Raw genomic sequence first — 25412 nt, forward strand, 5'->3', positions numbered from 1 at the left:
CAGCCGCCCGCGAGACAAAGAAGAAACCAGCATTCACCCTGAACAGACACTACACAGCAGCAGCATCATTGGATGCATGCCGAAAAATTTTATTTCGACAAACATCTGCTAAGCTTTTCAGCCTGTTCCTTGGTGCCGGTGATCGTCTGCGAAATCTATTCCTAAACGATCGGGGGCAGGCATATGTCAGGTCTAGCTGACGGGCGCATCTTGAAGGAAGACTTCTTTCGCAGACCCACAACGATGGGGTTCATGGAAGCTTTTCTATACGTCCTCTACGGGTGCCCGCAGCAGGTTGTGCTCGTGCCTCAGCTCGCAACAGAACCTATCCTGCCATCGGGCAACTCAGCCTTCCACGGTGCTCCGGCTGAAGGCCAACTACTGCATTGACAGAACGCACTGTGATAGCAATACATTGCAGTGCATGTGGCGGGCGGTTGATCCTCTGGGGAACAGAAAGCGGTGCTTATGACAATGGGACAATCCCGGGAGGTTCTCGAAAATCGTTTTCATCAGAAGAAATCATAGCTTCTGCAAGGCATCAGCTCCCAAATATCTGCGCAGCATGCATCATGCTGCGCAAGGCTAATAAATACACCAAGCAAAATCCAATAAGCCACGACTGAAGGGGAGGCTAGAACGAATGAGCCTCTGGTATTTCGACATATCCATTTCCTCAATCTGCATAATGAAGCGAATTACCTGCGCAGAACATTCCTTTCTCTTGAAGAGGCCGCCCGGTATACCAGGTCGCAGGGAATTTCCGTAGAGCTGGTTGTTGTCTTAGACCGGGCAAGCGCTGCGACAAGAGCATGGATTGATGGGTATGACTTTTCTGCGTTCGACGCGTTTCAGATCATTGAAACGGACAACGGCTCCCTCGGCCCGTCCCGTAATGACGGAATAAGGATCGCTCGGGGAGAGTATATTGCCACCGCGGATGGCGACGACCTGATCTCGTATAATATCTATTTGGAATGCTACGAAAAAGCTCGTTCGGAAGGCCCCAAGGCCATCATCGTTCAAGAGTATTATTACGGCTTTGGAGACAATAGAGATCACATCTGGCGGTATTTCGGATCAGATAAAGTTCTGAACTTAGCTTTCTTCGTCTATCATCCGTATGTATCCCGGATTTTTGCTCATGCCAGCTTATTCGAGAGAGTTCGGTACGCCGACGTCCGTCTCACGTCCGGCTTTGCGTATGAGGACTGGCATTTCAACTGCGAGGCAATCCGCGCCGGATACAACTTCGTTGTCGCCGAGAACACCCTATTGTTTTACAGACTTCGACCAGGAAGTCTCATGCAAAAGGCTTTGAGCCTATCTGTCCAGCAGATACCACATTCCCAATACTTCGAGCCATCTACGTTCATCAAGACATGCGCCGCTGATTATGAGCGGCTTCGGCAGGAACATACGCCGGCCCCATCGAGGGAAGAGATCAAAGCCGCCTTTCTGGGCAACGGAATCTGCCGTGAACTTGTGATGGCAGCTCACCGTCCGGAACCCACCATCGGCGTGGCTAACATGGCGTACGTAATATTCGGCTCAAATCTGGAGGAGCGGATCGACGCCGGAGCAGCCTATTTCCGTGCATGCGAGCAGATAGGGCGTCAAAGGTTTACGGATGTCGTTCTCCTTCCCTTTCTGAAAGTCGGCGGCAGTGAGAAGTATATTCTGGAAACGCTGAATGCTCTTGCCGATCTGGATCCGAACCGACGGTTTCTTGTTCTCACGGGAGAGCTGTGTGAGGAGCACAGTTGGGCCTGCAAGCTACCCAAACATGCCATGCTCCTTGACCTGCGGGCGCTCTTCGAAGGAAGCCCCCTGGAGCTTCTTGATGTGGCGACCCTGCGCTTGATCCAAGCCGTTGCACCAGGTGCGCATGTTCATTTCAAGGACTCGCCTTATGCGCTTCGCTTCTTTCGCAGGTTTGGGGGCGTGCTCGAAGAGAACAGATGCATTTTCTACCGCTTCTGCGACCCTGTCGTGAAGTACGAGGGGCTATGGGTCACCCTTGGATCCACCTTCGGCTTCCTCTCGGAATGCGGGCACAGGATCGACCTCATCATCACCGATACCGATGCTACGCGGGAGCAGGATGTTGGAAAGCTCGACAGCCTGGCCTCGAAGTACCATGCTGTTCCGCTCGTGACGCGGGCAAGGGGCGGCGAAAATCCGTATAGGACGGAAACAAGCCGCAGAAACAGGCTCTTGTGGGCCTCCCGGTTGGACGGACAGAAACGTCCGGATCTGCTCGTTGAGATCGGGCGTCGGCTGGCGCTCCGTTGTCCATCGGCCATCATCGACGTTTTCGGCTCACCCGTGCTTGAACGCTTCGATCTTGAGCATTTCTCAGGGCTGCCCAACATCAGCTACAAAGGCGCCTATTCTGAATTCGAGGCGCTTCCATACCAGGATTACGACGCATTTCTTTATACATCTGCGTTCGACGGTCTGCCCAATGTCATCCTCGAGGCCATGTCGCATGGGCTTCCCGTGATCGCGCCGGATGTCGGCGGAATTTCTCAGGTTGTTACCCCGGCAACAGGGTTTCTCGTAGGAAACGATCCGGACGATGAGACCCTCGTCGAGGGCTACATGAACGCGATCTGCAGAATCTACGATGGCACTGTCGATCTCGCCAGCTTGCGCGAAGCAAGCGTTCGCCTCGTCGAAGAGCGGCATTCCGAAAAAGCTTTCATGCGCCAGGTTGCGCTCATCTTCGGACTTCACACGCAAGGTGAGAGGCCCTCCCACATTCATGCCAACTCGGCAGAGCGACTGTAATGACGACGAGCGCGTGTACGGTCGATGCCGCTTATGCCTCGGCTCAAGGAGCCGGGGCATTCCACAGGACTGCCTTGGAGGCCGAAAGCGCACACGCCGCCATAAGAAACGAAATTCTGCAGCATGAAGCATTGCGCACTGCGATGACCTCTGCCGTCGCTCAAAGGGCTACGTTCATCGCCAGCATGGGCAACATCGGTGACGGGTTGGTCCAGCTCGGCACCTTCGACCTGTTTGCCGAGTTCGGGCTGGCTCCCCGAGTCCAGGGTCTGTGGACATCGCCACCTGATGGGCAAAAGCTTGCCGTCATCGGTGGCGGTGGCGGGTGGGTCGAGGGATTCTGGGAGAAAACGGCAAGAGCCATGCGCCCCTTCCTCGAAGGAGGCGGTGAGATCATCCTGCTCCCGAGCTCCGTTTCGGGGTTTGAGCAGTATTTTGCCCAATATGCTCGTCAGGTGACGATCTTTGCCAGGGAACGCGTCTCGTTCGATCGACTCAACGCGGTGGCCGAACTTCATGGGCGAGTGCACCTCTGTCATGATCTTGCGTTCGCGCTTGATCCAACGACCTTTTCTGAACTGAGGCGGATGCAAGGAAGTGGGGAGCTCTCTCTGTTCCGTTCTGATGCGGAGGGATGCCGAACGGAGCTTCCTCCAAGCAACATCGACATAGCGCTCAGCCGGAACGGCGACATCTGGCATAGCCGCGAAGCCTGTTTGCAGCCTGTGATGGCCGTGGCCCGCATGATGTCCCATTTCGAGCATGTCCGAACCGACCGGCTTCACATGACGGCCCTTGCAGCGATGCTCGGGCGCCGCGTGACCATGAGCCGGAATTCGTACTTCAAAAATCAGGCTGTTTTCGAATCGAGCCTGTGCCGCTTCAAGAATGTGACGCTCGCCGAAGAAGAGAACTCGGGTCCGGCCAGACCCATTCCGAGCCGAGTCGGGTCAGGGCAAGTCATGCCGGGGGACGCCAGCCCGGCCGCCTCCGGCAGGGCTCAGGTACAAGGTCAAACAGGCTCAGCGAATCCGGAATCCATGCGGAACGAACTCGTTGCCCTCGCCCGGCTGAGGCGCGAGTGGTTCGAACCTGAACTTTGCCGCCTGCAACAGGCAGTGAGGGAGCACGAACGAACCAGGAAGGATTTGTACGATCAGCTTCAGGAGCAACGTCGGCGCTCGCTTCATTATGCAGCGGATGCCGCTGCGAAACAGAACGAGATTGCTTCACAACAGCAGGAGATATTGAAACTCCATGCAAGACTGAAGCATCTGCAGCAATTCGAGCTCAAGCTGAAGCAACAGGTCAAGATCTCAGCCAAGCTGCAGCGCCAACTTGCACGCTACCGGTCTCAACTCGCGGCAATCCAGGGCTCGCGCTGGTACAAAGCTTGGCGGATATACCTGAAGTCGTATAGCTTGCCCGTTCTCGGCGGCGTCCTGAGGCGCCTGCGTAGAGCTGTGGGCATCCTTGTCCGCGCTCGGCACAGGCCATAGATCCAATGGATGCCGACTTCTCGTTATAGTCTGGCTTCAAACGCCAGGCACCATCGACGCAGCATCCACATCCCTTATGCATTGTTTCAGCGGTTACGGCCTCTCCCGTGCGGCGGGTTGCCGTAGGCGAAGAGGAACGCCAGCGCGCGTTCGTCTGCGGAAATCTCAAGTGAGACCTGGCCCTGCGCCTCAATGGCACATGGAACGGCAGAGCCATCAGCAAAGTTGATGATCTAACCCGTGCTCGGGCGTTCTGAATTCGCCCAAGCCCCTCCAGGAGATCGTCCATGCCGTCCGTCATCGCCATCGAAGCCAAGCCCGTCGAGTTCGAGGGAATAAACAGTGGCTTCCTTCATCTCTACCTCGTCAAGACATTTACGGACGACCAGGGGCGCGTTGTCTCGGAGAAGGTCATTCGGGGCAACGAACCGGGCTCGGGCGGTGATCTCGAGACGCTTGCCGATGCCGATCTCGCCACCTCGCCGGACCGGAGAGGCTCGGACACGCCCGAGGAGCGGCACCGCAAGGTTCTCGACCTGGGCACCAGGGACGCCGACGATGTCTGGCGGATCATGGTCCAGCACGCCAACAACATCGAGAAGGCGGATCTGGACTACAGTGTCGACATCTTCGAGGAGATCCCAGGCAGAGACCTGAACAGCAACTCTGTTGTTGCGTCCGTGCTCCATACGGTTGGCCTGAGCCTGACCACAAGCTTCCCGGACGGCATCAGCCGCTCCGATGCTCCGCTTTACGGCCAGCTCCAGTACATGAACGTGGACGACGCACTCTTCGGAACGGCCGCCAACGACCGGATCGAGGGCGGCATCGGGGACGATCGGCTCTACGGCCGCCATGGGGACGATCGCCTTTACGGGCAAGACGGGAATGACCGCCTTCATGGCAGCAACGGCAATGACGCCCTGTATGGCGGGAACGGCAACGACAACCTGGACGGCAGAGCCGGCAATGACGCCCTGAGTGGCGGAAGCGGCAACGACCGCCTGTACGGCAGTTTCGGTGACGATGTCCTGAGCGGAGGGAGCGGCAACGACCGTCTCTACGGCGAGTCGGGAGCGGATAATATTCGCAGCGATACGGGAAGGGACGTCTTCGTGTACAATGCGGTTCCCAACAGCGCAGCAGACGTCGACACCATCCGGGACTTCTCGGTGGCCAACGACACGTTCTGGCTGAACAACAGCAAGTTCACCGGGCTCGGACGGGAAGGCCAGCTGAGATCGTCGGCCTTCTGGACGGGAACGGAGGCGCATGACGCAACCGACCGCATCATCTACGACCGCGGCCAGGGCGTTCTCTACTACGATCAGGACGGCAGCGGCGGCGCCGGGCAGATCGCCGTGGCGAAGCTCTCCACGGGCCTGAAGATGACCCACCTGGATATCCTGGTCATCTAAGGCGTGTGGCGGCGAACCGGATCCGGTTCGCCGCAAGACAAGCGACAACCACATGACCGGAGCTGCTTTCGCCTGGACGGAAGCAGCTCCGTTGACCGCTCTAGCCGTCGCAGGCCCCCGGGAGCCCGCCCCCTGCCCCGTCCCGCGGGGTGGGGCGGGTTGCGATGTAGAGGGCGACGCTTCCCATGACGGCTGCGAGGACCACGGGCAGGACCGGGCTTTCGCTGAGCCAGAGGATCAGGCCGTAGGACAGGGCGAGCGCCGCCAGCGCACAGAACTTGGCCCGGGCCGGAATAGCCTTCTGGTCGCGCCAGGCGGTGAGCAAGGGACCGAACCGGGGGTGGCTGTAGAGGCGGTCCGCAAGGGCCGGGTTGGAGCGGGCAAAGCACCAGGCGGCCAGAAGAACGAAGGGCGTCGTCGGCAGGAGCGGCAGGAAGATCCCAACCACGCCGAGCGCGAGGCTCGCATAGCCGAGGCCGAGATAAAGGCTGCGCATCGTCCGGTTCCTCTCAACCGCCGGTCAGGAATGAGCATAACGTCCGTCGCCCGAACCTGTGCCCACCATGGTCAGCGGGCGAGCGCCTGCTCCACGCCGGCGGCAATCTCCAGAAGCCTCCTGTCATGCCCATGGCGCGCCACCAGCATGAGGCCTGCCGGGCGCTCGCAGCCGTGGATCGGCAGCGAGATGGCCGTGAGGTCGAACTGGTTGACGAACATGGTGTTGCGCAGGATCAGCCCATCGGTGCGGTTGTAGAGCTTGTCGTCCGCCTCCAGCGGCGCCGTCAGCGGCGCGGAGATCGCCGTCGTCGGCAAGGCGAGAACATCGACGGGAGAGAGCCGCTCGTCCATGGCGGCCACGAGCTCCCGCCTGCGGCGGAGCATGCGGATATAGACCGGAGCCGGCACGGTGCCGCTGCGGGCAATCCACCAGCGCACCCGCGGATCGATCAGGGCGGCCTTCGTGTCGAGCCAGTCCGCATGGACCTCGGAGGCCTCGATGGACGCGATGGAGGCCGCGACGGTGGTGTCCGCCATGGCCGCGAGCAGATCCTCGATGCGGTGGTCCACAAGACTGGCGCCTGCCTGCGTCAGGGCGCTCGAGGCAGCCGCAAAGGCCTGCTCGACCATCGGCTCCGTCTCCGAGAACAGGCGGCCGCGCGGAACGCCGATCCGCAGTCCTGCCAGGAGATGGGGCTGCAAGGCCCGGGGCTCCTCGCCGGCCATGACCGCATCGGTGGCGGCGCAGTCCTGCACGGTTCGGGCGAGCGGCCCGATGGAGTCGAGGCTGGGCGAGAGCGGGAAGGCTCCATCGAGCGGAATCCTGCGGGCGGTGGGCTTGAACCCGACGACGCCGTTGAGGGCGGCCGGGATGCGCACGGAGCCTCCCGTGTCGCTGCCGATGGAAATCTCGCTGGTGCCCTCCGCCACCGACACCCCGGCGCCCGAGGATGAGCCGCCCGGAATCCGCGTCGGGTCCGCCGCGTTGCCGGGGGTGCCGTAATGCGGGTTGAGGCCGAGCCCCGAGAAGGCGAATTCGACCATGTTGGTCTTGCCGATGATGACGGCCCCGGCCTGCCGCAGCCGCCGCACGATGGCGGCGTCCTCTGCGGCGGGAGGCGCATCGCGCAGGGCGACCGAGCCCGCCAGGGTGGTCTCGCCCGACACGTCGAACAGGTCCTTGATCGACATGATGCTCCCGTCGAGGGCCCCCAGCGAAATGCCCGCCCGCCGCCGGGCGTCGGCGGCATCGGCGGCGGCGCGTGCCGCATCTGCATAGACGCGCAGGAACACGCGCTCGTCGGAGGCGCGGCTGGCCAGGCGCGCCAGAATGCTTTCGAGCTTGTCTCGGATCGTCGTCATGGGACCACCGGATGAAAGTCGGACTTGCAGGGTTAGCACCCGAGCGACGGCATCCTGTCAAGGCATGCTTCAGACCCGCATCGGACTCAACCCTTGAACCCTAGAGCCCTCACCCTGAGGAGCAGCCGTGAGGCTGCGTCGCGAAGGAGGTTACAGAGCACCATGTTCTCCTTCGGGACGGATTGCTCGCGCAATCCTCACGTCATCGCCGGCCTTGTGCCGGTGATCCCGATTGCACGAAGCCCCGAGCCTTTCCGGATCGGGATGGCCGGGATGAGGCGGGCCATGACGGCAGGGGACGCGCATCATGCGTCAGACACTCAGGAGGACCGGAGGGATGCACGAGCCGGGCTCCTACGACGCATACCGCTTCTGCGGCTCGCCTTCCTCGCTCAGCTCGGGAGCCAGGGTCGTGATCGGGAAGGTGACCACGCAGCGAACTCCGCCCGGCGCGAAATCGAGCTTGATCTCGCCCCCGAGCTGCTGCGCGAGGCCGCGCTGGATCAGCTTGGTTCCAAAGCCCTGGCGCTCGGGCTGCTTCACGGAGGGCCCTCCGCTCTCCACCCATTCCACCAGAAGGGCCGGCGGGTTGTGGCCGGCGGTCACCGCCCACGTCACGTGAACCTTGCCGTCAGGAACCGAGAGGCTGCCGTACTTGATGGCGTTCGTCGCCAGCTCGTGGATGGCCAATCCCAGGGCCAGGACCGCGCTCGGCTGGAGGTTGATCCTGGGGCCCCGCAGGCGGATGCGCTGGCGCATGGCATCCTGATAGGGCTCCAGCTCGTTCTTCAGAACGTCCTCCAGAAGCGCGCCCTGCCAATGGCTGGCGGTGAGAAGATCGTGGGTCTTCGCCAATCCGTGCAGGCGGTCGATGAAGGCGTTCCAGGCCCGGGGATCGCTGTTCTCGGCGGAGCGCCGGGTCAGGGAGGCCACCGACTGGACGGTGGCCAGGGTGTTCTTGACCCGATGGTTGAGCTCATGCAGCAGAAGCGCCTGCCGCTCGTCCGCCAGCCGGCGCTCCGTGACGTCCTGCGAGACGCCCACCATGGAGAGCTGCCCGTCGGCCCCCGTCCGCGTGCGCCCGCTGATCCGAATCCAGCGCTCGCTGCCGTCCGGCCAGATCGCCCGGTATTCCACATGCAGGTCGGTGCGGTTCGCAACGGCCTGGGCGACGGCGTCCGCCTGCCCCTGGCGGTCCTCGGGATGGATGGACGCGACGAGGTCCGCATACGAGAAGGGCTCGTCGGCACCGCGTCCGAAATTGGCGCGGCAGGCGGGGGAGGTGATGAAGGTTCCCGTGGAGGGCGTGAACTCCCAGGATCCGAGATCGCCGGCGTTGAGCGCCAGGCGCAGGCGCGCCTCGCTCTCGGCCATGCGCAGAAGGGTTTCCTCCCGCTCCTGCTCGTGCGCGCGCAGCTCTGCCGCGGCTTCGCCAAGAGCCCTCCGGATCGTGTCGAACTCCAGGACGCGGGTCGTGGCCGCGTCCGGCACCTCCTGCCTCCGGCCCAGGGCCTGCGCCGCCGCTACGAGCCGGTCGACCGGCTTGGCGATCGCCCGGGAGAGAAGGGCCGCCAGCAGGATTCCTCCCAGGATGACGCCCCCCAGGATCATGAGCCAGAACAGGGAGCGCTGAACCGACTTCTCGATTTCCGACGCCGGCATGCTGATGGCGAAAGACCAGCCATAGGCCGGCGACTGGCTGAAATAGGTGCGCACCGGAATGCCGTCGAGCGTCACGCTCTGCAGATGCCCCTCCCGGGCGGCGGCAATCGCCTCGCGCACGTAGGGGCTGGCGAACTGCCCGACGAACTGCTCCGGCGAGCGGGAGCGGGCCACGATCTTTCCGCTGCGGTCGAGCACGGCGGCATTCCAGCCGTCGGCGATCCGCTGGTCGCGGATGATCGTCTGAAACGCGTCCGGACCCATCGCGAGCGACAGGATGTAGGCAACCTTCTCGTCCAGGATGACGGGAACGTCGAGGGTGATGCGGGAGCGACCGCTGACCGAGCCCACATCCAGATCGGACAGGTGCGGCTTGCGGGTTTCCTGAACCTGCCGCAGCACGTTGAGCCGGTTGCTGTCCGGCAGCGGGGACCCGTAAGGTATCCGGGTGTTGACCAGAGCCCGGCCGCCGGGCTCGAAAAGCGAGATCCAGGAGGGATCCGCCAGGCTGACAGTCTCCGCCTGGCGGTAAAAGGCTTCGAAATCCCCGCTGGCGATGTGAGGCGATCGGGCAAGAACCTGCAGCGCGAGCACCGCCTTGTCGATTTCACGATCCAGCGACAGGCTCAGCGCGCGCGCCGTTTCCTGCAGACGAAGATCGGTGTCCTTCTGGTCGGCCCGGTAGATCGAGTAGAACCCGCCCGCCGCAACCAGGATCGCCGGCAGCGCGAGGGCGAACACGAGGCCCCAGAGCACCTGCCGCAACGAGGTGCGCGTTCCTTTGGGAGGATTCCCCGCAGGAGGATCCCCGGCCGGTCGTGCAGTCCCGCTTCCGGCCCTGGATCCCCCGGTCATGCTAGCCGACGTCCCGAACCGGCATGACGATGCGCACCAGCGTCGCCGGGTCGTCCTGCGGCCACTCCACATGGGCGTCGAGCTGGCGCGCCAGGGCCTTCAGGATGGTGCCGGAGGCGCTGTGTTTGGCGGCGCTCTTTTCCTCCGGGCTGAAGGCGTCGTCCGAGAGCCGGAACAGCAGGGTGTCGTCGTCCTGGATGCGCAGGGTGAGCTTCAGCTTTCCGTGCCGCTCCTTGTAGGCATGGCTGAGGGCGTTGACGACGATCTCGTTGAACAGGAGCGCCATGGGGGCAGCCTTGGCGGCCCCGACCTCCACGTTCCCGATCTCGAATTCCGTGACGATCCTCACATCGGGCAGGGCCGCGGCGAGCTCCTCGCACAGCTCCCGGGCGAACCGGGCCGCATCGAACCGCGTGGCGCCCTGCCCGTCGTAAAGGTCCCGGTGGGCGGCCGCGAGGGCCTGAAGGCGCTCCTTCATGCGCCCGAGCACCTGGCGCACGGGCGGATCCTCGGCCTGGCGGATCTCCATGCCGATCAGGGAGAGCAGAAGCTGCAGGTTGTTCTTCACCCGGTGGTCGAGCTCGTGCAGGAGAGCGGTGCGCTGGTCCAGGAGCCGGTGCAGGGCGTCCTGGGCGCGCAGCTTCTCGTTGCGCTCGCGGGCCTCGGCCAGGGCGCGCAGGACCGTGGCGGGCAGCCGGTCCAGCCTTTCCTTGAGCACGTAGTCCGTCGCCCCGCGCTTCAGGGCCTCGACGGCCACCTCCTCGCCGAGGGCGCCGGAAACGAAGACGAACGGCGTTGCGGGGGCGAGATCGCGCGCGATCTCCAGCGCGCCCAGGCCATCGAAGGCGGGCAGGCGGTAATCGGCCAGGATCAGATCCCAGCGGCGATGATGGACGGCTTCGGTGAACTCGGCCTTGGAGACCACGCGCTCGAGCGTCACCGGCAAGGCGGCCGCGGCCAGGGCCTCGCTCACCAACTCGGCGTCGAGGGCGCTATCCTCCAGGAGGAGGATGCGCAGCACCCGATCCGATTGCACGAGAGGCTGCTGGTCCATCGATGCGTCTACTCGCCGTTGCGCCGCGGCGGCGGTTCGTTGAGGATCGCCCAGAACACCCCAAGATCCTGGATCGCGTCGAAGAACTCCCGGAAGCCCACGGGCTTCACCACGAAGGCGTTCACGCCAAGCTCGTAGCTGCGCACGAGATCGCTCTCCTCCCGCGACGAGGTGAGCATGACCACGGGGGTCTGCCGCAGGCGCGGGTCGGCCCTGACCTTCTCCAGAACCTCGAGCCCATCGACCTTCGGCAGCTTGAGGTCGAGCAGCACCACTGCCGGATCGATGGTGTTGCGGCTCTCGTGCGCGCCGCGGCGATAGAGGAAATCCAAGGCCTCCGCGCCGTCGCGGACCACGACGACCTCGTTGGCGAGCTGGCTCTGCTCCAGGGCGGCCAGCGTCAGTTCGAGATCCTTCGGGTTGTCCTCAACCAGCAGGATCGGCTTCAATTCCGGCATTCACGCCGCTCCTTCAATACTGTCCGGCAGGGCGACGGAGAAGGTCGCTCCCTGATCGAGCGCTCCCTCGGCCCAAGCCCGGCCTCCGTGTCGTTCTACGATGCGGCGCACATTGGCCAGCCCGATCCCGGTTCCCTCGAACTCCTCCATCCGGTGCAGGCGCTGGAAGACGCCGAACAATTTGTCGACGTACTTCATATCGAACCCGACGCCGTTGTCCCGCACGAAAAAGATCGTCTCCCCATCTTTGCGGCGGGAGCCGATCTCGATGCGGGCTTTCTCCCGCGGACGGGTGTACTTGACCGCATTGTCCAGCAGGTTTTCGAACACGAGCCGGATCAGCACCGGATCGGCCGTGATCGCAGGCAGATCCCCGACGACCCACTGGATCCGGCGGCCGGCCGAGTCTGCTGCCAGCCTTTGCCGGATCTCGTCGATCAAGCCCGTCATGTCCACCCGACGGGGTTTTAGGGCGGTGCGGCCCATATGCGAGAAGCGCAGCAAATTATCCACGAGGGTTCCGGCCATGCTGGCCGATTCGATGATGGTGTCGATGTAGCGCCTGCCCTTCTCGGACAGGTCGTTCCACTCCTGCTTCTTCAGCAGCTCCGAATAGCCCACGATGTGCCGGAACGGCGCGCGCAGGTCGTGGGAGACCGAATAGGAGAAGGCCTCGAGCTCCTTGTTGCTGCGGCGCAGCTCCTCGGACAGGGCGGCCAGTTCCTCGGCCCGGCGCAGCACGATGCCCACGATGGCGTTGCGCAGCTCCCCGACCGCCTCGATCTCGCTTCGATCCCAGGGAAGCGAGCGCTCGCGCACCGTCTCCTTCCAGGTCTCGAAGGACAGGCGGGGATGGAGCCTCCGGCTGTCCCCCTCCTCCTGCACCGGCTTCTGGGGGTTGCCGCCCCATTTCACGGTCTGCACCACCTCGGGGCGGAACCAAAGCACGTAACTTGCATGCGCCTTCGAGATCGAGATGGACACGAGGCCGCTCGCCCGGTCCGCATAGGCCCGCGCCGGAGGATAGACCCTGGCCAGGTGATCGGTGGCGAAGACGTCCTCCTGGTGGTGCTCGGAGAGCCAGGCGAACAGCGCCCTGACGTCGCTCTCCTCCGGCGTCCGGCCCACCAGCCAGCACCGGTCGTCCGTCAGGACGGCCGCGCCTTGGGCGCCGGCAAGCCGCATCAGGTCGTCGGGATTGTCCACGAGGCCGGCGATGAAGGAATCCTCCGCCGCCATGTGGGCGAGGAGCCTCGCCTGCACGGCGCCCAGGCGCACCCGGTTTTCAGCCAGTGCGGTGTTCTCCCGCGCCTCCAGCTGCAGGGAGAAGATCTGGGTCAGGAAGTCGCAGGCGTTGCGCACCTGGAGCGACACCCGCTTGGGCTCCCGGTTATGGCAGGAGATCAAGCCCCACAGCCGGCCGTCCCGCAGGATCGAGATCGACATGGAGGCGAGCGTGCCCATGTTGCGCATGTATTCGAGATGCACCGGGGAAACGCTGCGCAGCACCGAGTCGCTCAGGTCCAGCGGCGCGGGATCGCGGGACTGGACTGGAACCGGCACGTAGCCGGCGTCGGGAATGATCCGCAGGCGGTTGCGCCGGTAGAGCTCCCGCGCCTGGGCCGGGATGTCGGAGGCGGGAAAGCGCAGGTCGAGATAGGAGGGCAGGTTCTCGTTGCGGTCCTCGGCGATCACGGTGCCGTTCCACCCCTCGTCGAAGCGGTAGATCAGCACCCGGTCGAAGGCGGTCATGCGGCGGATGTCCTGCGCGGCAAGACCGCAGAGGACGTCCACCGTGGAGGTGCTTTGCAGCTGCGCCACGAACCGGCGCAGGGTGGGATAGAGCGCATCGATGTTGGGCACGGCATCGGGCGGCACCTCCTCGAGCTCGAGGATGGCATGCTCGCCCGAGCGGGCGATGGCGGCGTCGAAGGAGGCGGTGCCCCGCGCGGTTTCGATCTCGACCGTGCGGACATAGCCGGCGCTTGCGGCCGAGGGAGGTCTCGCGAGCTGCGCCTCGAACTCCTCGGCGATGGCCGGGAATGCGGTGCGGAACGGTTGCCCGAGGGGGGATGCCGGATCGCCGCCGAAAGTTTCGGCCGCATTGGCGCTGGCGTAGGTGACCGCGCCGTCGGACAGCCGGACGGCCAGGAGAACCCCGTGCGGCTGGATGCTGCCCGGAATATGGATCGGCTCCTGCTCGCAGGCGGAGAGATCGAGGTCTTGCGGCGCTTGTAGGGTCGGATCCTGGATGGTCATGGGGTCTCGCACAGCCAGTCATGCATCACGGTGAAGGTGTCTTGTGCGGACGCGACGATCAGATCGTCGGTTTCCGGCGAGGATGCTGCCAGGAGCACCGCGCCGAACGACTTCCACATGGCAGCCGTATCACGGCCGTAGCCGCGAAAATAGGCGCAGCCCGAAGCCCCGTCGAACCCCAGCTTTCGCCCCACTTCCTTCGCGATGACGCTGCCGCCCAGCGTCGAGCCTTCAACCACATACATGCTCCCCAGAACCGCCTCCGGCGCGGGCAGCGGCATGAGGGGATGGCATTGCGGCAATTGGATGATCGCGTCGGCATCTAATCCTAAAGCGTTCAGGTCCCGGGCCAGAAGGCCCGTCTTGCAGCGGCTCTGGAAAAAGGCCCGGTCGGGGGCCCGGCGGGAGGCCGCGCCCTCCCACGCCCTGTGGAATCCGTAGAAGCGCATCAGCAGGCTCTTGTAGGCGTCCGGCGACGCGATCCGCCGGTCGAGGTCCATGGCTTTTTCGATCCGGTCATGGGCAGGTCTGGTTTCGGTTCTCAGGCGTTCGAGCAGCGTCATCGGGCCTCGTCCAAGGGGCGGCCTGAGCGTCTGGCGGCCACCCGCTCGGCAATTCCGAGCCCGTCGTGGATCAGAACCGCCAGCAGCGCAACCACCAATCCGCCCTGCAGGACGAACGCGACATTGTTGGACTGCAGACCGGCGATGATCACCTCGCCGAGCCCCTTGGCCGCCACCGTCGAGCCGATGGTGGCGGTGCCGAGGCTGATGATCACCGAGAGGCGGATTCCGGCAAGGATCACCGGGAGCGCCAGCGGCAGCTCCACCTGGAACAGGCGCTGGCGGGGGCTCATCCCCATGCCCTTGGCGGCGTCCAGGGCCTGCGGCGACACGCCTGTGAGCCCGCTGAGCGTGTTCTCGAAGATCGGCAGCAGCCCGTAGAGAAACAGCGCGATGAAGGTGGGCTTTTCGCCGAAGCCCACAAGCGGCACCGCGATCGCCAGCACCGCGATGGGCGGGAAGGTCTGGCCGATGTTCACGAGGCTGCGCGACAGGGGCAGGAACTCGTGGCCGGACGGCCGCGTGACGAAGATCCCGAGCGCAAGCGCCAGCATTGTGCTGGCGAGCGTAGCGAGGAACACGATGCGCAGATGCGACAGGGTCAGGGAGAGCAGGCTGCCCTGATTGTAGATCGCCGGCGCGTTGTTGGCCGTGAGGGGCTCGAACGCGAAGGAAAAGAGCTGCGGCGCCGTGACGAAGGCCACGAGCAGGAGCAGCGCCGCGACGCGGGGCGCGGACGATCGCAGGCTCATGCGCGCGCCCGCCCATGGGCCAGGATGCGGCTCACGCTGATGCGCCCGACAGGCGCGCCGGATGCATCCGCAACGGGCAGCACCTCCCGCCCCAGCCAGATCAGCCGCGACAGGGCGTCGTGCAAGGTGTCCGCCACCGACAGCGGCTCGCCTTCCGCCGTGCCCGGCTCGACGGCCTCCTGCACCCTCATGAGGGACAGGAGGCGGAAAGGCCGTTCCGCCGAGCCCACGAGCTGCTCGACGAAAGCCTCCGCCGGGCGCGTCAGCAGCTCCGCGGGCGCGGCGTATTGCAGGAGCCGCCCCTGGTTCATGACGGCGATGCGGTCCGCGAGATGGAACGCCTCGTTCATGTCGTGCGTCACGAGAACCACCGTCGTCCCGAGGCGGCGCTGGATGGAGAGGAGCTCGTCCTGCGCCTTGTGGCGGATGACCGGATCGAGGGCGCCGAAAGGCTCGTCCATCAGGAGAAGCGCGGGCCGTGCGGCAAGCGCCCGCGCCACGCCCACCCGCTGCTGCTCGCCGCCGGACAGCTGGTGCGGAAATTTCTTGGCGAACTCGGCCGGGTCGAGCCCGAACAGGTCGAGAAGCTCCTCCACGCGCGCGGCGATCTGCCGCCTGTCCCAGCCGAGCAGGCGCGGCACGGTGGCGATGTTCTCGGCGACCGTGCGGTGCGGGAAGAGCCCGTAGCCCTGGATCACATAGCCGATCCGGTGCCGCAGCGCGTCCTCCGGGATCGCCATCGTGTCCTGCCCGTCGATGAGCACCCGGCCGGCGCTCGGCTCCACGAGGCGGTTGATCATGCGCAGCAGGGTCGACTTGCCGGCGCCCGACGTGCCGACCACGGCGGCGACCGTGCCTTCCTCCACCCGGAACGACACGTCGTCCACGATGGCGGCGGCGCCATAGCGCTTGGTGAGATGCTCAATCTCGATCATGGGACGGCCCTTTTGCGAGATCGATCATCGCGTCGAGGATGACGGCGGCGGCAAACGACAGGGCGACCGTCGGAACGGCGCCGAGCAGCACGAGGTCGATGGCGGTCTGCCCGATGCCCTGGAACACGAAGGTGCCGAAGCCCCCGCCCCCGATCAGGGCCGCCACGGTGGCCAGGCCGAGATTCTGGACCAGCACGATGCGCACGCCGGCGAGGATGACCGGCAGGGCCAGGGGCAGCTCGACCTCGAGCAGGCGCTGGCGGCGGGACAGCCCCATGCCACGCGCAGCATCCGTCACCGCCGGAGGAACCTGGCTCAGCCCGGTGACCGTGTTGCCCACGACCGGCAGCAGCGAATAAAGAAAAAGCGCGATAAAGGCCGGAGCCGCCCCGATGCCCCGAATGCCCAAAGCCGCCGCCAGGGGCACATGGGCCGCAAGGTAGCCGAGGGGCGCGATCAGGATGCCGAACAGGGCGATGCTCGGCACCGTCTGGACGATGCTGAGCACCTGCAGGACCGCCGCCCGCAGGGCGCGAAACCGATGGGCCAGAATGCCGAGGGGCAGCCCCACAAGACAGGCCGCCGCCATGGAGCCGAGGGCAAGCCACAGATGCTGGCGCGCCTCGCGCCAGAAGCTGTCCGCCCGGTTGGCGTATTCCTTGAGCAGCGAGAGATCGTTCCAGGCCCCGGAGAGCAGCAGCCCCGCGATCGCCCCGGCCGCGACGGCGAGCGCTGCAAGCCGCGCAAGCGGCCCCAGCCGCAGGCGGGTCAGGGCATCGGCGGCCAGGAGCGCAAGCGCCAGGGTCAGAAGCCAGAAGCCGAGGGCGGGCGAGACGCGCGCAAACGTGTTGCCGGCCGGCGTCAGGAAACCGGCCGACCATCCAAGCGCCGGGAAGACCGCCCCCAGCCCCGCGGCCGCGGCCGCGAGCCGGATGACGGGCGCGCGCGCCAGCACGGCGCACAGGGCCACACAGAGAATCACGGCCGTGACGCCCAGCGCACCGGCCGTGGGCAGCGCCTCCGTCAGCATGCGCCCCTCGCCCGCAACGATGCGGTTGGCCCGGTAGGTGGCAAACGGAGCCGCAAACAGCGCGATGCTGATGAGAACGGCAATCACGCTCCCGAGCCGGTCCAGAATGATATGAGAGCGCGATGAATGCATGCCCGGCACGGTTGTCTGGAGGATCGTGTTCACGAAGCGTCCGCCCTTGTCGCGCCGCGCCTGTCCTGAAAGCCTGATTCGAAACGGAAGCGGAGCATCATGCAAGCCCTCTTGCGCACAGGCCTGGGGCTTGCCCCGAGACTTGTCTTGGCGACGCGCAAGCTGGGAACGCCCAGCTTGCGGTGGGGAGGCGGCGGGGGTGTGGGCGCCACACCCTCATGGGCTATCGCCAACACTCCACCCGGCCGCAATGCGGCACTCCCTCCCCACGAGGAGGAGGGAGAAGGCGCCTGCACGCCATAGCAAACCACCGGTGACCTGCGGGTCAGCCTTCCTCACGTCACTTCAGGAAGCCCTTGGACTTCAGGTAATCCGTCGCCACCGCTTTCGCCGCCTCGCCGCCCACCTGGACGCGGGCGTTCAGGCCCTGAAGGGTGGTGAGGTCGAGGGAGGCGAAAACCGGCTTCAGGACCTCGGCGATCTTGGGGTTGTCCTTCAACACCTGCTCGCGGATGATCGGCGCGGGCGCATAGACCGGCTGCACGCCCTTGTCGTCGTTCATCACCACGAGACCCGAAGGCGCGATGCCGCCGTCGGTGCCGTAGACCATGGCGGCGTTGGCGCCGCTGGTCTGCTCGGCCGCGGCCTTGATGGTGGCGGCCGTGTCGCCGCCGGAGAGCACGATGAGCTGCTCGGGCTTCAGCTTGAAATCGTAGGCCTTCTGGAAAGCCGGCAGGGCCGCTTCCGAGTTCACGAATTCGGCGGAGGCCGCGAGCTTCACCGTACCGCCGCCGGCCACCCATTTGCCGAAATCCGACAGGGTCTTCAGCTTGTTCGCATCCACCACATCCTTGCGCAGCGCAATGGCCCAGGTGTTGTTGGCGGGCGACGGATCGAGCCAGACGATCTTGTTGGCCTCGTAATCGAGGGATTTGGCCGTGGCGTAGCCCTTGGCGGCGTCCTTCCAGACCGGGTCGTCCGCCTTGTTGAAGAAGAAGCCGGCATTGCCGGTGTATTCGGGGTAGATGTCGATCTCGCCCGCCGTGATGGCCTTGCGCACCACGGGCGTCGCGCCGAGCTGGATCCGGTCCTGGGTCTTGATGCCGTTGGCGTCGAGGGCGACCAGGATGATGTTGCCGAGAACCGAGCCTTCCGTATCGATCTTCGACGAGACGACCACATCGGCCTTGACGGCGGTCAGCGTCGCCAGGCCCATGGCCATGGCGAGCGTGAGCGACTTGAGGACGGTCTTCATGGGAACCCCCTTGTGAAACCTTGGCATCGCTGTTTTTAGGACAGCGGAGCGGTTTAGGCAGAGGGGCTCGCCCGAAGAATTAGGGCAGAGGATAAAAACTTCGTGTGGCGGCAAAAGATCCCGCCTGAGGCGTCCTCACACCGAGAGGTGCCCTATGGAGGCCGCGGCGGATGTTTCCCCCTCCCTTGCGGGGAGGCGGCGGAGCGTAAGGTCGGAGCGGTGCGCCTCCTGACACCCTCCTCCCGCCATCACAGGCCTGGTGCCGGCGATCCCGCTTTGGCGAGGCGTCGGGCTCTTTCGATCGGAATGGCCGGCGCAAGGCCGGCCATGACGAAGGAAGACGCGCTGCACTCAAGATGGGTCAGGCGTTCAGGATCGACGGGGGCTCCTGGGCGATGGTGAAGCGGACCTGGGCCTGCGGCCGGTGATCCTCGGACAGGGTGCGCCAGGTGCGCTCGGCCTCGGTGCGGCTCTCGAAGGGGCCGACGACCCGCTCCGTGCCCTGGACGATGGTTTCGCAATCGCAGGAGGTGTACTCGCCGCCGACCACCCAGAAACGTGACTTATGCATTGCCGATCTCCATTGGTGAAAAAGGGTTGAGGTTGGTTGAGGCCTACTCGGCGGCCTGAAGCTTGGCCGAGCTGTGGAACTGGGCGGTCTCGGTCGACTCGGCCATGGCCGTGGTCGAGGACTTGCCGCCGGTGATCACCACCGAGACCTGATCGAAGTAGCCGGTGCCCACCTCGCGCTGGTGGCGGGTCGCGGTGTAGCCGTCGGCCTCGGCGGCGAATTCCTGGGCCTGCAGCTCGGAATAGGCGCCCATGCCGCGGTCGCGGTAGCCGCTCGCCAGATCGAACATGCCGTAGTTGAGCTGGTGGAAGCCGGCGAGCGTCACGAACTGGAACTTGTAGCCCATGGCGCCGAGCTCGCGCTGGAACTTGGCGATGGTGGCGTCGTCGAGCTTCTTCTTCCAATTGAAGGAGGGCGAGCAGTTATAGGCGAGGAGCTTGCCCGGATAGCGCTTGTGGATCGCTTCCGCGAACTTGCGGGCGTCGTCGAGATCCGGGTGCGAGGTCTCCCACCAGAGAAGATCGGCAAGTTCCGCATAGGCCAGGCCGCGGGAGATGCAGTGGTCGAGGCCGGTGCCGTCCTTCAGGCGATAGAAGCCTTCCGGGGTGCGGCTGTCGGGCTCGATGAAGGGCCGGTCGCGCTCGTCCACGTCGGAGGTGATGAGCTTGGCGGACTCCGCATCGGTGCGGGCCATGATCAGGGTCGAGGTCCCCATCACGTCGGCGGCGAGCCGCGCGGCGATGAGGTTGCGCTCGTGCGCCGAGGTCGGGATCAGCACCTTGCCGCCCAGATGGCCGCACTTCTTCTCGGACGCGAGCTGGTCCTCGAAGTGAACGCCCGCGGCGCCGGCCTCGATATAGGCCTTCATGATCTCGAAGGTGTTGAGCGGGCCGCCGAAGCCGGCCTCGGCATCGGCCACGATGGGCAGGAACCAGTCGCGCTTGGCGCCGCCTTCCGCATGCTCGATCTGGTCGGCGCGCTGGAAGGTGCGGTTGATGCGGCGGCACAGCTCGGGGCCGGAATTGGCCGGATAGAGCGACTGGTCGGGATACATGGCGCCGGCGACGTTCGAGTCCGCCGCCACCTGCCAGCCGGACAGGTAGATCGCCTCGAGCCCGGCGCGGGCCATCTGCATGGCTTGGTTGCCGGTCATGGCGCCGAGGGAATGAACGTAGGGACGCTCGTGGAGCAGCTGCCACAGGCGCTGGGCACCGCGTTCGGCGAGCGTATGGGCGATGGGGAAGGAGCCGCGCAGACGAAGCACGTCCTCGGCCGTGTAGGGCCGGCTCACCCCGTCGAAGCGGCCCTCGGGAGCGGAGGGGATCATGTCTTGCAGCGAACCCGGGGTCGTCTGTGTCATCTCTTATCCTTCCGTTTACAATCCTTGACAAAACGCGCCTGCAGGCCAGAATTGAACCAGGGCAGCAGGGCTCGTGTCTTTAATAATCGTCCAAGAAGCCTTTGTTTCAACGGCGAATTTCGGAAGAAAAGTGGTCCTGTAAACCTATGACAACACACCTCGTGTAAACTTGTAAAAAGATTTACAGCATGGATGAGAGCAGAAAGCTTTTCGTTGGGCCGCGCTTGAAGCGCCTGCGGCGCGACCTCAACCTGAGCCAGTCCCGCATGGCCGAGGAGCTCGGGCTTTCGCCGAGCTACCTGAACCTCATGGAGCGCAACCAGCGCCCCATCACGGCGCAGGTGCTGATCCGCCTCGCCCATGCCTATCAGCTCGATCCGCGGGAATTCGCCAACGACGATCACGAGCGCACCGTGTCGGAGCTGGAGGAGGTGTTTGCCGATCCGCTCTTCCGCTCGACCCCGGTGGCGCGGCTGGAGCTGCGCGAGACGGTGGAGAGCGCCCCCTCGCTGGTCGACGCCATCAACCGCCTCTACCGGGCCTATCAGGCGATGCGCGGCGCCCGCGAGGCGGTGACGCCGAACCTCAGCGACCGGGACCGGGCGGAGGATGCGGGCCAGATCAGCCCGGTCGACCGGGTGCGGGAGCTGATCCACGAGGCCAAGAACCACTTCCCGGAGCTGGACGAGGCCGCCGAGTCGCTTGCGGCCGATCTCGCGCTGACCGGGCACGAGCCCTTCTTCGCGATCAGTGAGCGCCTGCACGCCAAGCACGGCATCCGGGTGCGGGTGATGCCGGTCGACGTGATGCCGGACTCGCTTCGCCGCTACGATCACCACCGACGCCAGCTTCTCATCTCCGAACTGGTGGATCCATCCGGAAGAACCTTCCAGGCCGCCTACCAGTTGGCTTTCGCCGAGATGCGCGAGACCATCGACGCGCTGGCCGCGCGGCTGGAGCCGGCGGACGGCCCGGCGCGGCGGCTGCTCCGGGTCTCCTTCGGCAACTACTTCGCCGGGGCCCTGATGATGCCCTATGGCCGCTTCCATGCGGCGGCGGAAGCCCTCGGCTACGACGTGGAGGTGCTGGGCGCCCGCTTCGGCGCGAGCTTCGAGCAGGTGGCGCACCGGCTCACCACGCTCGCCCGCCCTGGGGCGCGGGGCATCCCGTTCTTCCTGGTGCGGGTGGATTCGGCCGGCAACGTGTCGAAGCGCTTCTCGTCCGGGCGCTTTCCGTTCTCGCAGTTCGGCGGCACCTGCCCGCTTTGGAACCTGCACTCCACCTTCCGGACGCCGGGCCAGGTGGCGACCCAGATCGTCGAGCTGCCGGATTCATCGCGCTGGTTTTCCGTCGCCCGCGCGGTCAAGCGCGCCTTCAAGCCTTGGGGCGTGCCCGATCCGCAGTTCGTCGTGGGCCTCGGCTGCGAGCTGAAATACGCCCATCGCCTCGTCTATGCCCGCGGCCTCGACCTCGCCTCATCCGATGCCACGCCCATCGGCATCAACTGCCGCCTGTGCGAACGCACCGCCTGCCCGCAGCGCGCCGCCCCGCCCTTGATGCACGCGCTGATCGTGGACGAGATGAGGCGCGGCGTCTCGCCCTTCGAATTCGACGCGACGTGAGGCTCAGGCCGGCCGGTCGTGCCGGTAGAATGCGTTCGGGACGCCGCTCAGATCCCGGATGTCCGTGAACCGCATGCCGATCTTTTCGAGCACCCTGCGGGAGGCGGCGTGATCCGCAACGGCAAAGCCGATCACGTATTCGACAGGCGCTGCGCCATAGATCCAGCCGAGAAGGGCGGACGCCGCCTCGGTGGCATAACCCTGGCCCCAGAACGGCCGCATGAGGCTGTAGCCAAGTTCGAGCCCGCCGGTTTCGTCGAAACGTCCGAATCCGGCGCGCCCTAGGAACCGGCCTTGCGCGTCCAGAAGCTTGAACTTCGTCCAGCCGTGTTCGGCATAATCCGCGCGGAAACGGTCGAACTTGCCTTTCAGAACCGCCCCGTCCCAGACCGGCTCCCCGGCCTCCAGGAAGCGCTGGACCTCAGGATCGCCGTGCAGCTCAAGAAGCAACGGAAGGTCTTCGGCTTGCCAGAGATGAAAGCGCAGGCGCTCGGTTTGAAGGATCGCTTCGCTCACGGGTCGGCTCCTCACGCCTCGGCGAGCCAATGATCCAGGAACCGGTCGAGCCAGCGCGAGACGTGCGGATCGTGCTGGAAACGCCCCTCGATCTGACGCACGCGATCCTGGGCGCCCGGCGTCGCGAGGCGCTCCTCTGCAACCACCGTCCAGCGGCACAGCATGGCATGCGTCACCTCCGGGTGGAACTGGAGACCGAAGGCCCTCTCCCCTGCCCGGATGGCCTGGGTTGGAAAATCGTCGCCCGTCGCCAGGGTCTCGGCGCCCGAGGGGCAATCGAATCCCTCCCGGTGCCAGTGGTAGACATGGCTCGGCCAGGGAACGCCCCAGTCCTGGCTCAATGCCTCGCCGGCGGGCGTCGGCAGCAACGGATAATAGCCGATCTCCGCCCGGCCCTCCGGATGCGCCCACACGCCGGCCCCCAGATGCTTGGCCAGCATCTGCGCTCCGAGGCAGAGCCCCATGAAGGGCTTGCTCTCCTTGAGCGGCACGCCGATCCAATCGATCTCCGTCTTGATGAAATCATCCGGGTCGTTGGCGCTCATGGGGCCGCCGAAGACCACGGCGCCCGTGTGCTCCGCAAGGGTTCCCGGGAGCGGGTCGCCGAAGCGCGGGCGGCGGATGTCGAGGCGGTAGCCGCGCTCCACGAGCAGGCGGCCGACCCGGCCCGGGGTCGAGTGCTCCTGATGCAGGACGATCAGGACCGGGGCTTTGGATCGCTGCCTAGGCATGGATTCGATCCGGATCGGCGGGGGTGGACAGGCGGGCGGGGGGACGCAGGCGGCAGAACAGGGGCATGAAAGGATTATTCAGTGCAAGGTCCCCGTTCGCAAGGCCCCCATTCGCAAGGGCCGCGTTCGGACCAGGGCCCTAGCCCCCGGGCCGCCGGCCGAGTTCGTTCAGATAGCGGGCGGCAACGTCCCGCGCCGGCCGCTCCTCGACGGCGATCTCCGCATTGAGGGTCTGGAGCTTGGCCGTGCTCAAGGAGGCGAAAACCGAATTCAAGGCCTTTGCCATCTTCGGGAAGCGCTGCAGGATCTCGTCCCTCACCACGGGCGCGGGCTCGTAGACGATCTGGGCGCCCCGCGTGTCCTTCATCACCACGAGGTCGAGGGTCGCGATGGCTCCGTCGGTGCCGTAGACCATAGCGGCGTTCACCCCGCCGGCATTCCGGGCAGCCGCCCGCATGGTGGTCATGGTGCTCCCTCCCGCCTGGACGGCGATCCTGTCGCGGGGGAACTGAAACCCGTAGGTGTTCTCGAAGGACGGAAGGGCCGCCGGGCTGTCGACGAACTCCGCGGAGGCCGCAAGCCTGAAGGATGCGGACGATTTCACGGCCTGGGCGAAGTCCTCCATGGTGACGAGGTTGGAGCGCCGGGCCAGATCGCCCCGCACGGCGATCAGCCAGGTATTGTTGGCCGGCGCCCGCTCGAGCCACGTCAGCCCGTGGCGTTCGGCATCGAGGCGCCGGGCCGCCTCGTAGGCCGAACCAGGAGCCTTCCAGGCTGGATCGCTCTCCATGCGGTGGAAGAAGGCTCCATTGCCGGTATATTCGGGGTAAATGTGGATCTCGCCGGCCAGAAGCGCCTCCCGAACCCTCTGGGTGGGGCCGAGCTGAAGACGGGTCTGGACCGGAATGCCTTCACGCTCCAGCACGAGGGCGATCATGCTGCCGAGCAGGGCGCCCTCGGTATCGGCCTTCGAGGCCACCACCACGGGGGATTGGTCCTGCGCAAGCGCCGGCGGCCCGAACAAGGTCATGAGAACCCCCACGACGAGGGACGAAAGGGGTGCGGAAGGGGTGGATTTCGCCATTGCTCTCTTAGATGGGTTCAAGCGGGATGGGGATCTAGGCAAGTGGAGGCTTGCACCCTAAAATCATGTTTTAGAATGATATCATGGCTCGGCGAGAGGGCTCCCGTGGTCTTTTGCATGGCGTCGCAAAAGTGATAAAAGCGTCTGATTCTCAAGGTTCACAATCCAAAGCGCCCAGGGTACCGCTCCGGTGCTCGGATGGGCAACCGAACAGCGCCTTGTGTGAAAGAAAGTGAAACCGTGACCGAAAGCGTAACGAGCGACGGCGACCTCAACGGCCTGCGTATCCTTGTCGTGGAAGACGAAGCTGCGATCTCCCTGCTGCTGGAGGACATGCTTCTCGACTTCGGATGCGAGGTGGTCGGCCCTGCCGCGCGGCTTTCGGCGGCCCTCGAGGCGGTATCACGGGAACAGGTCGACTTGGCCATTCTGGACGTGAACGTCGCCGGCGAGCCCATCTACCCGGTGGCGGAGGCCCTGGCCCAGCGCGAAATCCCCTTCGTGTTCTCGACGGGCTACGGCAGCGCAGGCATCCGCGACACCTTCCGCGACCGGCCCGTTCTGCAGAAGCCCTTTGCCCAGCACGACCTGAAGCAAAAGCTTCTCATGGCGCGCAGCAAGACTGCCTGACACCGACTCTGCCTTCGCGAAATATCGCTTCAGCTGTGGCTCTTCTGCCGCAATGATTCACGCTGTGCTTCACAACACCGCATCCATGACCTGAATCGGCTTTGAACTTCGCCTGTTCCTGCTAAGCTAGAGTGACGTTAGAGCAGGCCCCCCTCAAGCAAGCCGATCACTCATGTCCGCACGCACCTACCGTCTGCTGGCCGCCGCAAGCGTCCTGGCCCTCTCCCTTGCCGACGCTGGGGCTCAGTCTCCTGTACCGCGTCAGAACCCGGCCGCAGGCGCCATCGTCGCCGCCAAGGGCGGCGAGGAAATGCGGTTCGTGCGCGAGGATCTCTGGCGCGCGGCCCAGATCCAGCAGAACGTGGTCGGCGGC

At 65.1% G+C, this 25412-nt stretch carries 22 protein-coding genes and 1 pseudogene; 7 read left to right on the plus strand and 16 right to left on the minus strand.

What is annotated here, in order from left to right; all coding sequences use genetic code 11:
- The 4 genes from JKG68_RS32990 to JKG68_RS34305 all read left to right on the plus strand — a co-directional run.
- Window positions 1-200, plus strand: a 200-nt coding sequence (locus tag JKG68_RS32990; RefSeq protein ID WP_210346436.1) for a hypothetical protein, incomplete at its 5' end; no start/stop codon positions are given.
- A 481-nt stretch (window positions 201-681) separates the two neighbouring features.
- Window positions 682-2793: a glycosyltransferase gene (locus JKG68_RS23835; RefSeq protein WP_281399205.1), complete on the plus strand. Its 2112-nt coding sequence runs from the start codon at window positions 682-684 to the stop codon at window positions 2791-2793.
- Entirely contained in the window at window positions 2793-4292 is a 1500-nt protein-coding gene (locus JKG68_RS23840; protein WP_202063834.1) for a polysaccharide pyruvyl transferase family protein, read from the plus strand. The genes JKG68_RS23835 and JKG68_RS23840 overlap by 1 nt, the downstream gene beginning before the upstream one ends.
- A gap of 287 nt (window positions 4293-4579) precedes the next feature.
- Window positions 4580-5710 carry a calcium-binding protein gene (locus tag JKG68_RS34305; RefSeq protein WP_202063835.1) on the plus strand — a complete coding sequence of 377 codons (1131 nt, stop codon included), beginning with the start codon at window positions 4580-4582 and terminating at the stop codon, window positions 5708-5710.
- Between the two features lie 100 nt (window positions 5711-5810).
- Here JKG68_RS34305 and JKG68_RS23850 read toward each other — a convergent pair whose 3' ends face one another.
- The 13 genes and pseudogenes from JKG68_RS23850 to aceA all read right to left on the minus strand — a co-directional run bounded on the left by JKG68_RS23850 (window position 5811) and on the right by aceA (window position 20456).
- Entirely contained in the window at window positions 5811-6206 is a 396-nt protein-coding gene (locus tag JKG68_RS23850) for a YbaN family protein (protein ID WP_202063836.1), read from the minus strand.
- Between the two features lie 71 nt (window positions 6207-6277).
- Window positions 6278-7600, minus strand: coding sequence for an amidase (locus tag JKG68_RS23855; protein WP_281399206.1), 1323 nt, complete (start codon window positions 7598-7600; stop codon window positions 6278-6280).
- Between the two features lie 324 nt (window positions 7601-7924).
- Window positions 7925-9988: a sensor histidine kinase gene (locus JKG68_RS23860; RefSeq protein ID WP_312890943.1), complete on the minus strand. Its 2064-nt coding sequence runs from the start codon at window positions 9986-9988 to the stop codon at window positions 7925-7927.
- A gap of 100 nt (window positions 9989-10088) precedes the next feature.
- On the minus strand, window positions 10089-11141 hold the full coding sequence (locus tag JKG68_RS23865; RefSeq protein WP_202063839.1) for a sensor histidine kinase: 1053 nt from the start codon (window positions 11139-11141) through the stop codon (window positions 10089-10091).
- A gap of 8 nt (window positions 11142-11149) precedes the next feature.
- On the minus strand, window positions 11150-11599 hold the full coding sequence (locus JKG68_RS23870) for a response regulator (protein WP_202063840.1): 450 nt from the start codon (window positions 11597-11599) through the stop codon (window positions 11150-11152).
- Window positions 11600-13858, minus strand: a complete 2259-nt coding sequence (locus JKG68_RS23875; protein ID WP_202063841.1) for an ATP-binding protein — start codon at window positions 13856-13858, stop codon at window positions 11600-11602. It lies immediately after the preceding gene.
- Window positions 13855-14421 (minus strand): biliverdin-producing heme oxygenase, encoded by a 567-nt coding sequence (locus JKG68_RS23880; RefSeq protein ID WP_202063842.1) that lies wholly within the window; start codon window positions 14419-14421, stop codon window positions 13855-13857. The genes JKG68_RS23875 and JKG68_RS23880 overlap by 4 nt, the downstream gene beginning before the upstream one ends.
- A complete protein-coding gene (locus JKG68_RS23885; RefSeq protein ID WP_202063843.1) occupies window positions 14418-15173 on the minus strand; it encodes an ABC transporter permease in 756 nt (251 codons plus the stop codon). The genes JKG68_RS23880 and JKG68_RS23885 overlap by 4 nt, the downstream gene beginning before the upstream one ends.
- Entirely contained in the window at window positions 15170-16108 is a 939-nt protein-coding gene (locus JKG68_RS23890) for an ABC transporter ATP-binding protein (RefSeq protein ID WP_202063844.1), read from the minus strand. The genes JKG68_RS23885 and JKG68_RS23890 overlap by 4 nt, the downstream gene beginning before the upstream one ends.
- Window positions 16095-17270 (minus strand): ABC transporter permease, encoded by a 1176-nt coding sequence (locus JKG68_RS23895; RefSeq protein WP_202063853.1) that lies wholly within the window; start codon window positions 17268-17270, stop codon window positions 16095-16097. The genes JKG68_RS23890 and JKG68_RS23895 overlap by 14 nt, the downstream gene beginning before the upstream one ends.
- Window positions 17271-17610: 340 nt before the next feature.
- Window positions 17611-18456, minus strand: a pseudogene (gene osmF / locus JKG68_RS23900) (glycine betaine ABC transporter substrate-binding protein OsmF); the annotation flags it as partial.
- A gap of 430 nt (window positions 18457-18886) precedes the next feature.
- Entirely contained in the window at window positions 18887-19096 is a 210-nt protein-coding gene (locus tag JKG68_RS23905; protein ID WP_202063846.1) for a DUF4170 domain-containing protein, read from the minus strand.
- 43 nt (window positions 19097-19139) lie between these two features.
- On the minus strand, window positions 19140-20456 hold the full coding sequence (gene aceA / locus JKG68_RS23910; RefSeq protein ID WP_202063847.1) for an isocitrate lyase: 1317 nt from the start codon (window positions 20454-20456) through the stop codon (window positions 19140-19142).
- Between the two features lie 188 nt (window positions 20457-20644).
- On the opposite strand from aceA, the gene JKG68_RS23915 reads away from it, so the two are divergent.
- Window positions 20645-22078, plus strand: a complete 1434-nt coding sequence (locus JKG68_RS23915; RefSeq protein ID WP_202063848.1) for a helix-turn-helix domain-containing protein — start codon at window positions 20645-20647, stop codon at window positions 22076-22078.
- A 3-nt stretch (window positions 22079-22081) separates the two neighbouring features.
- Here the strand turns inward: JKG68_RS23915 and JKG68_RS23920 are convergent, their stop codons facing one another.
- The 3 genes from JKG68_RS23920 to JKG68_RS23930 all read right to left on the minus strand — a co-directional run bounded on the left by JKG68_RS23920 (window position 22082) and on the right by JKG68_RS23930 (window position 24355).
- Complete coding sequence (locus JKG68_RS23920; protein WP_202063849.1) at window positions 22082-22594, minus strand: GNAT family N-acetyltransferase; 513 nt, start codon at window positions 22592-22594, stop codon at window positions 22082-22084.
- A gap of 11 nt (window positions 22595-22605) precedes the next feature.
- Entirely contained in the window at window positions 22606-23325 is a 720-nt protein-coding gene (locus JKG68_RS23925; RefSeq protein ID WP_202063850.1) for a glutamine amidotransferase, read from the minus strand.
- A 139-nt stretch (window positions 23326-23464) separates the two neighbouring features.
- On the minus strand, window positions 23465-24355 hold the full coding sequence (locus tag JKG68_RS23930) for a glycine betaine ABC transporter substrate-binding protein (RefSeq protein WP_202063854.1): 891 nt from the start codon (window positions 24353-24355) through the stop codon (window positions 23465-23467).
- A 252-nt stretch (window positions 24356-24607) separates the two neighbouring features.
- Here JKG68_RS23930 and JKG68_RS23935 point away from each other — a divergent pair, with 252 nt between their 5' ends.
- The gene (locus JKG68_RS23935; protein ID WP_202063851.1) at window positions 24608-25039 is read left to right on the plus strand and encodes a response regulator; all 432 of its coding nucleotides are present in this window, start codon (window positions 24608-24610) and stop codon (window positions 25037-25039) included.
- 172 nt (window positions 25040-25211) lie between these two features.
- Window positions 25212-25412, plus strand: a 201-nt coding sequence (locus JKG68_RS23940; RefSeq protein WP_202063852.1) for a hypothetical protein, incomplete at its 3' end; no start/stop codon positions are given.

Origin of the sequence: Microvirga aerilata, assembly GCF_016743775.1 — a bacterium.
GTDB classification, from domain to species: Bacteria; Pseudomonadota; Alphaproteobacteria; order Rhizobiales; family Beijerinckiaceae; genus Microvirga; species Microvirga aerilata.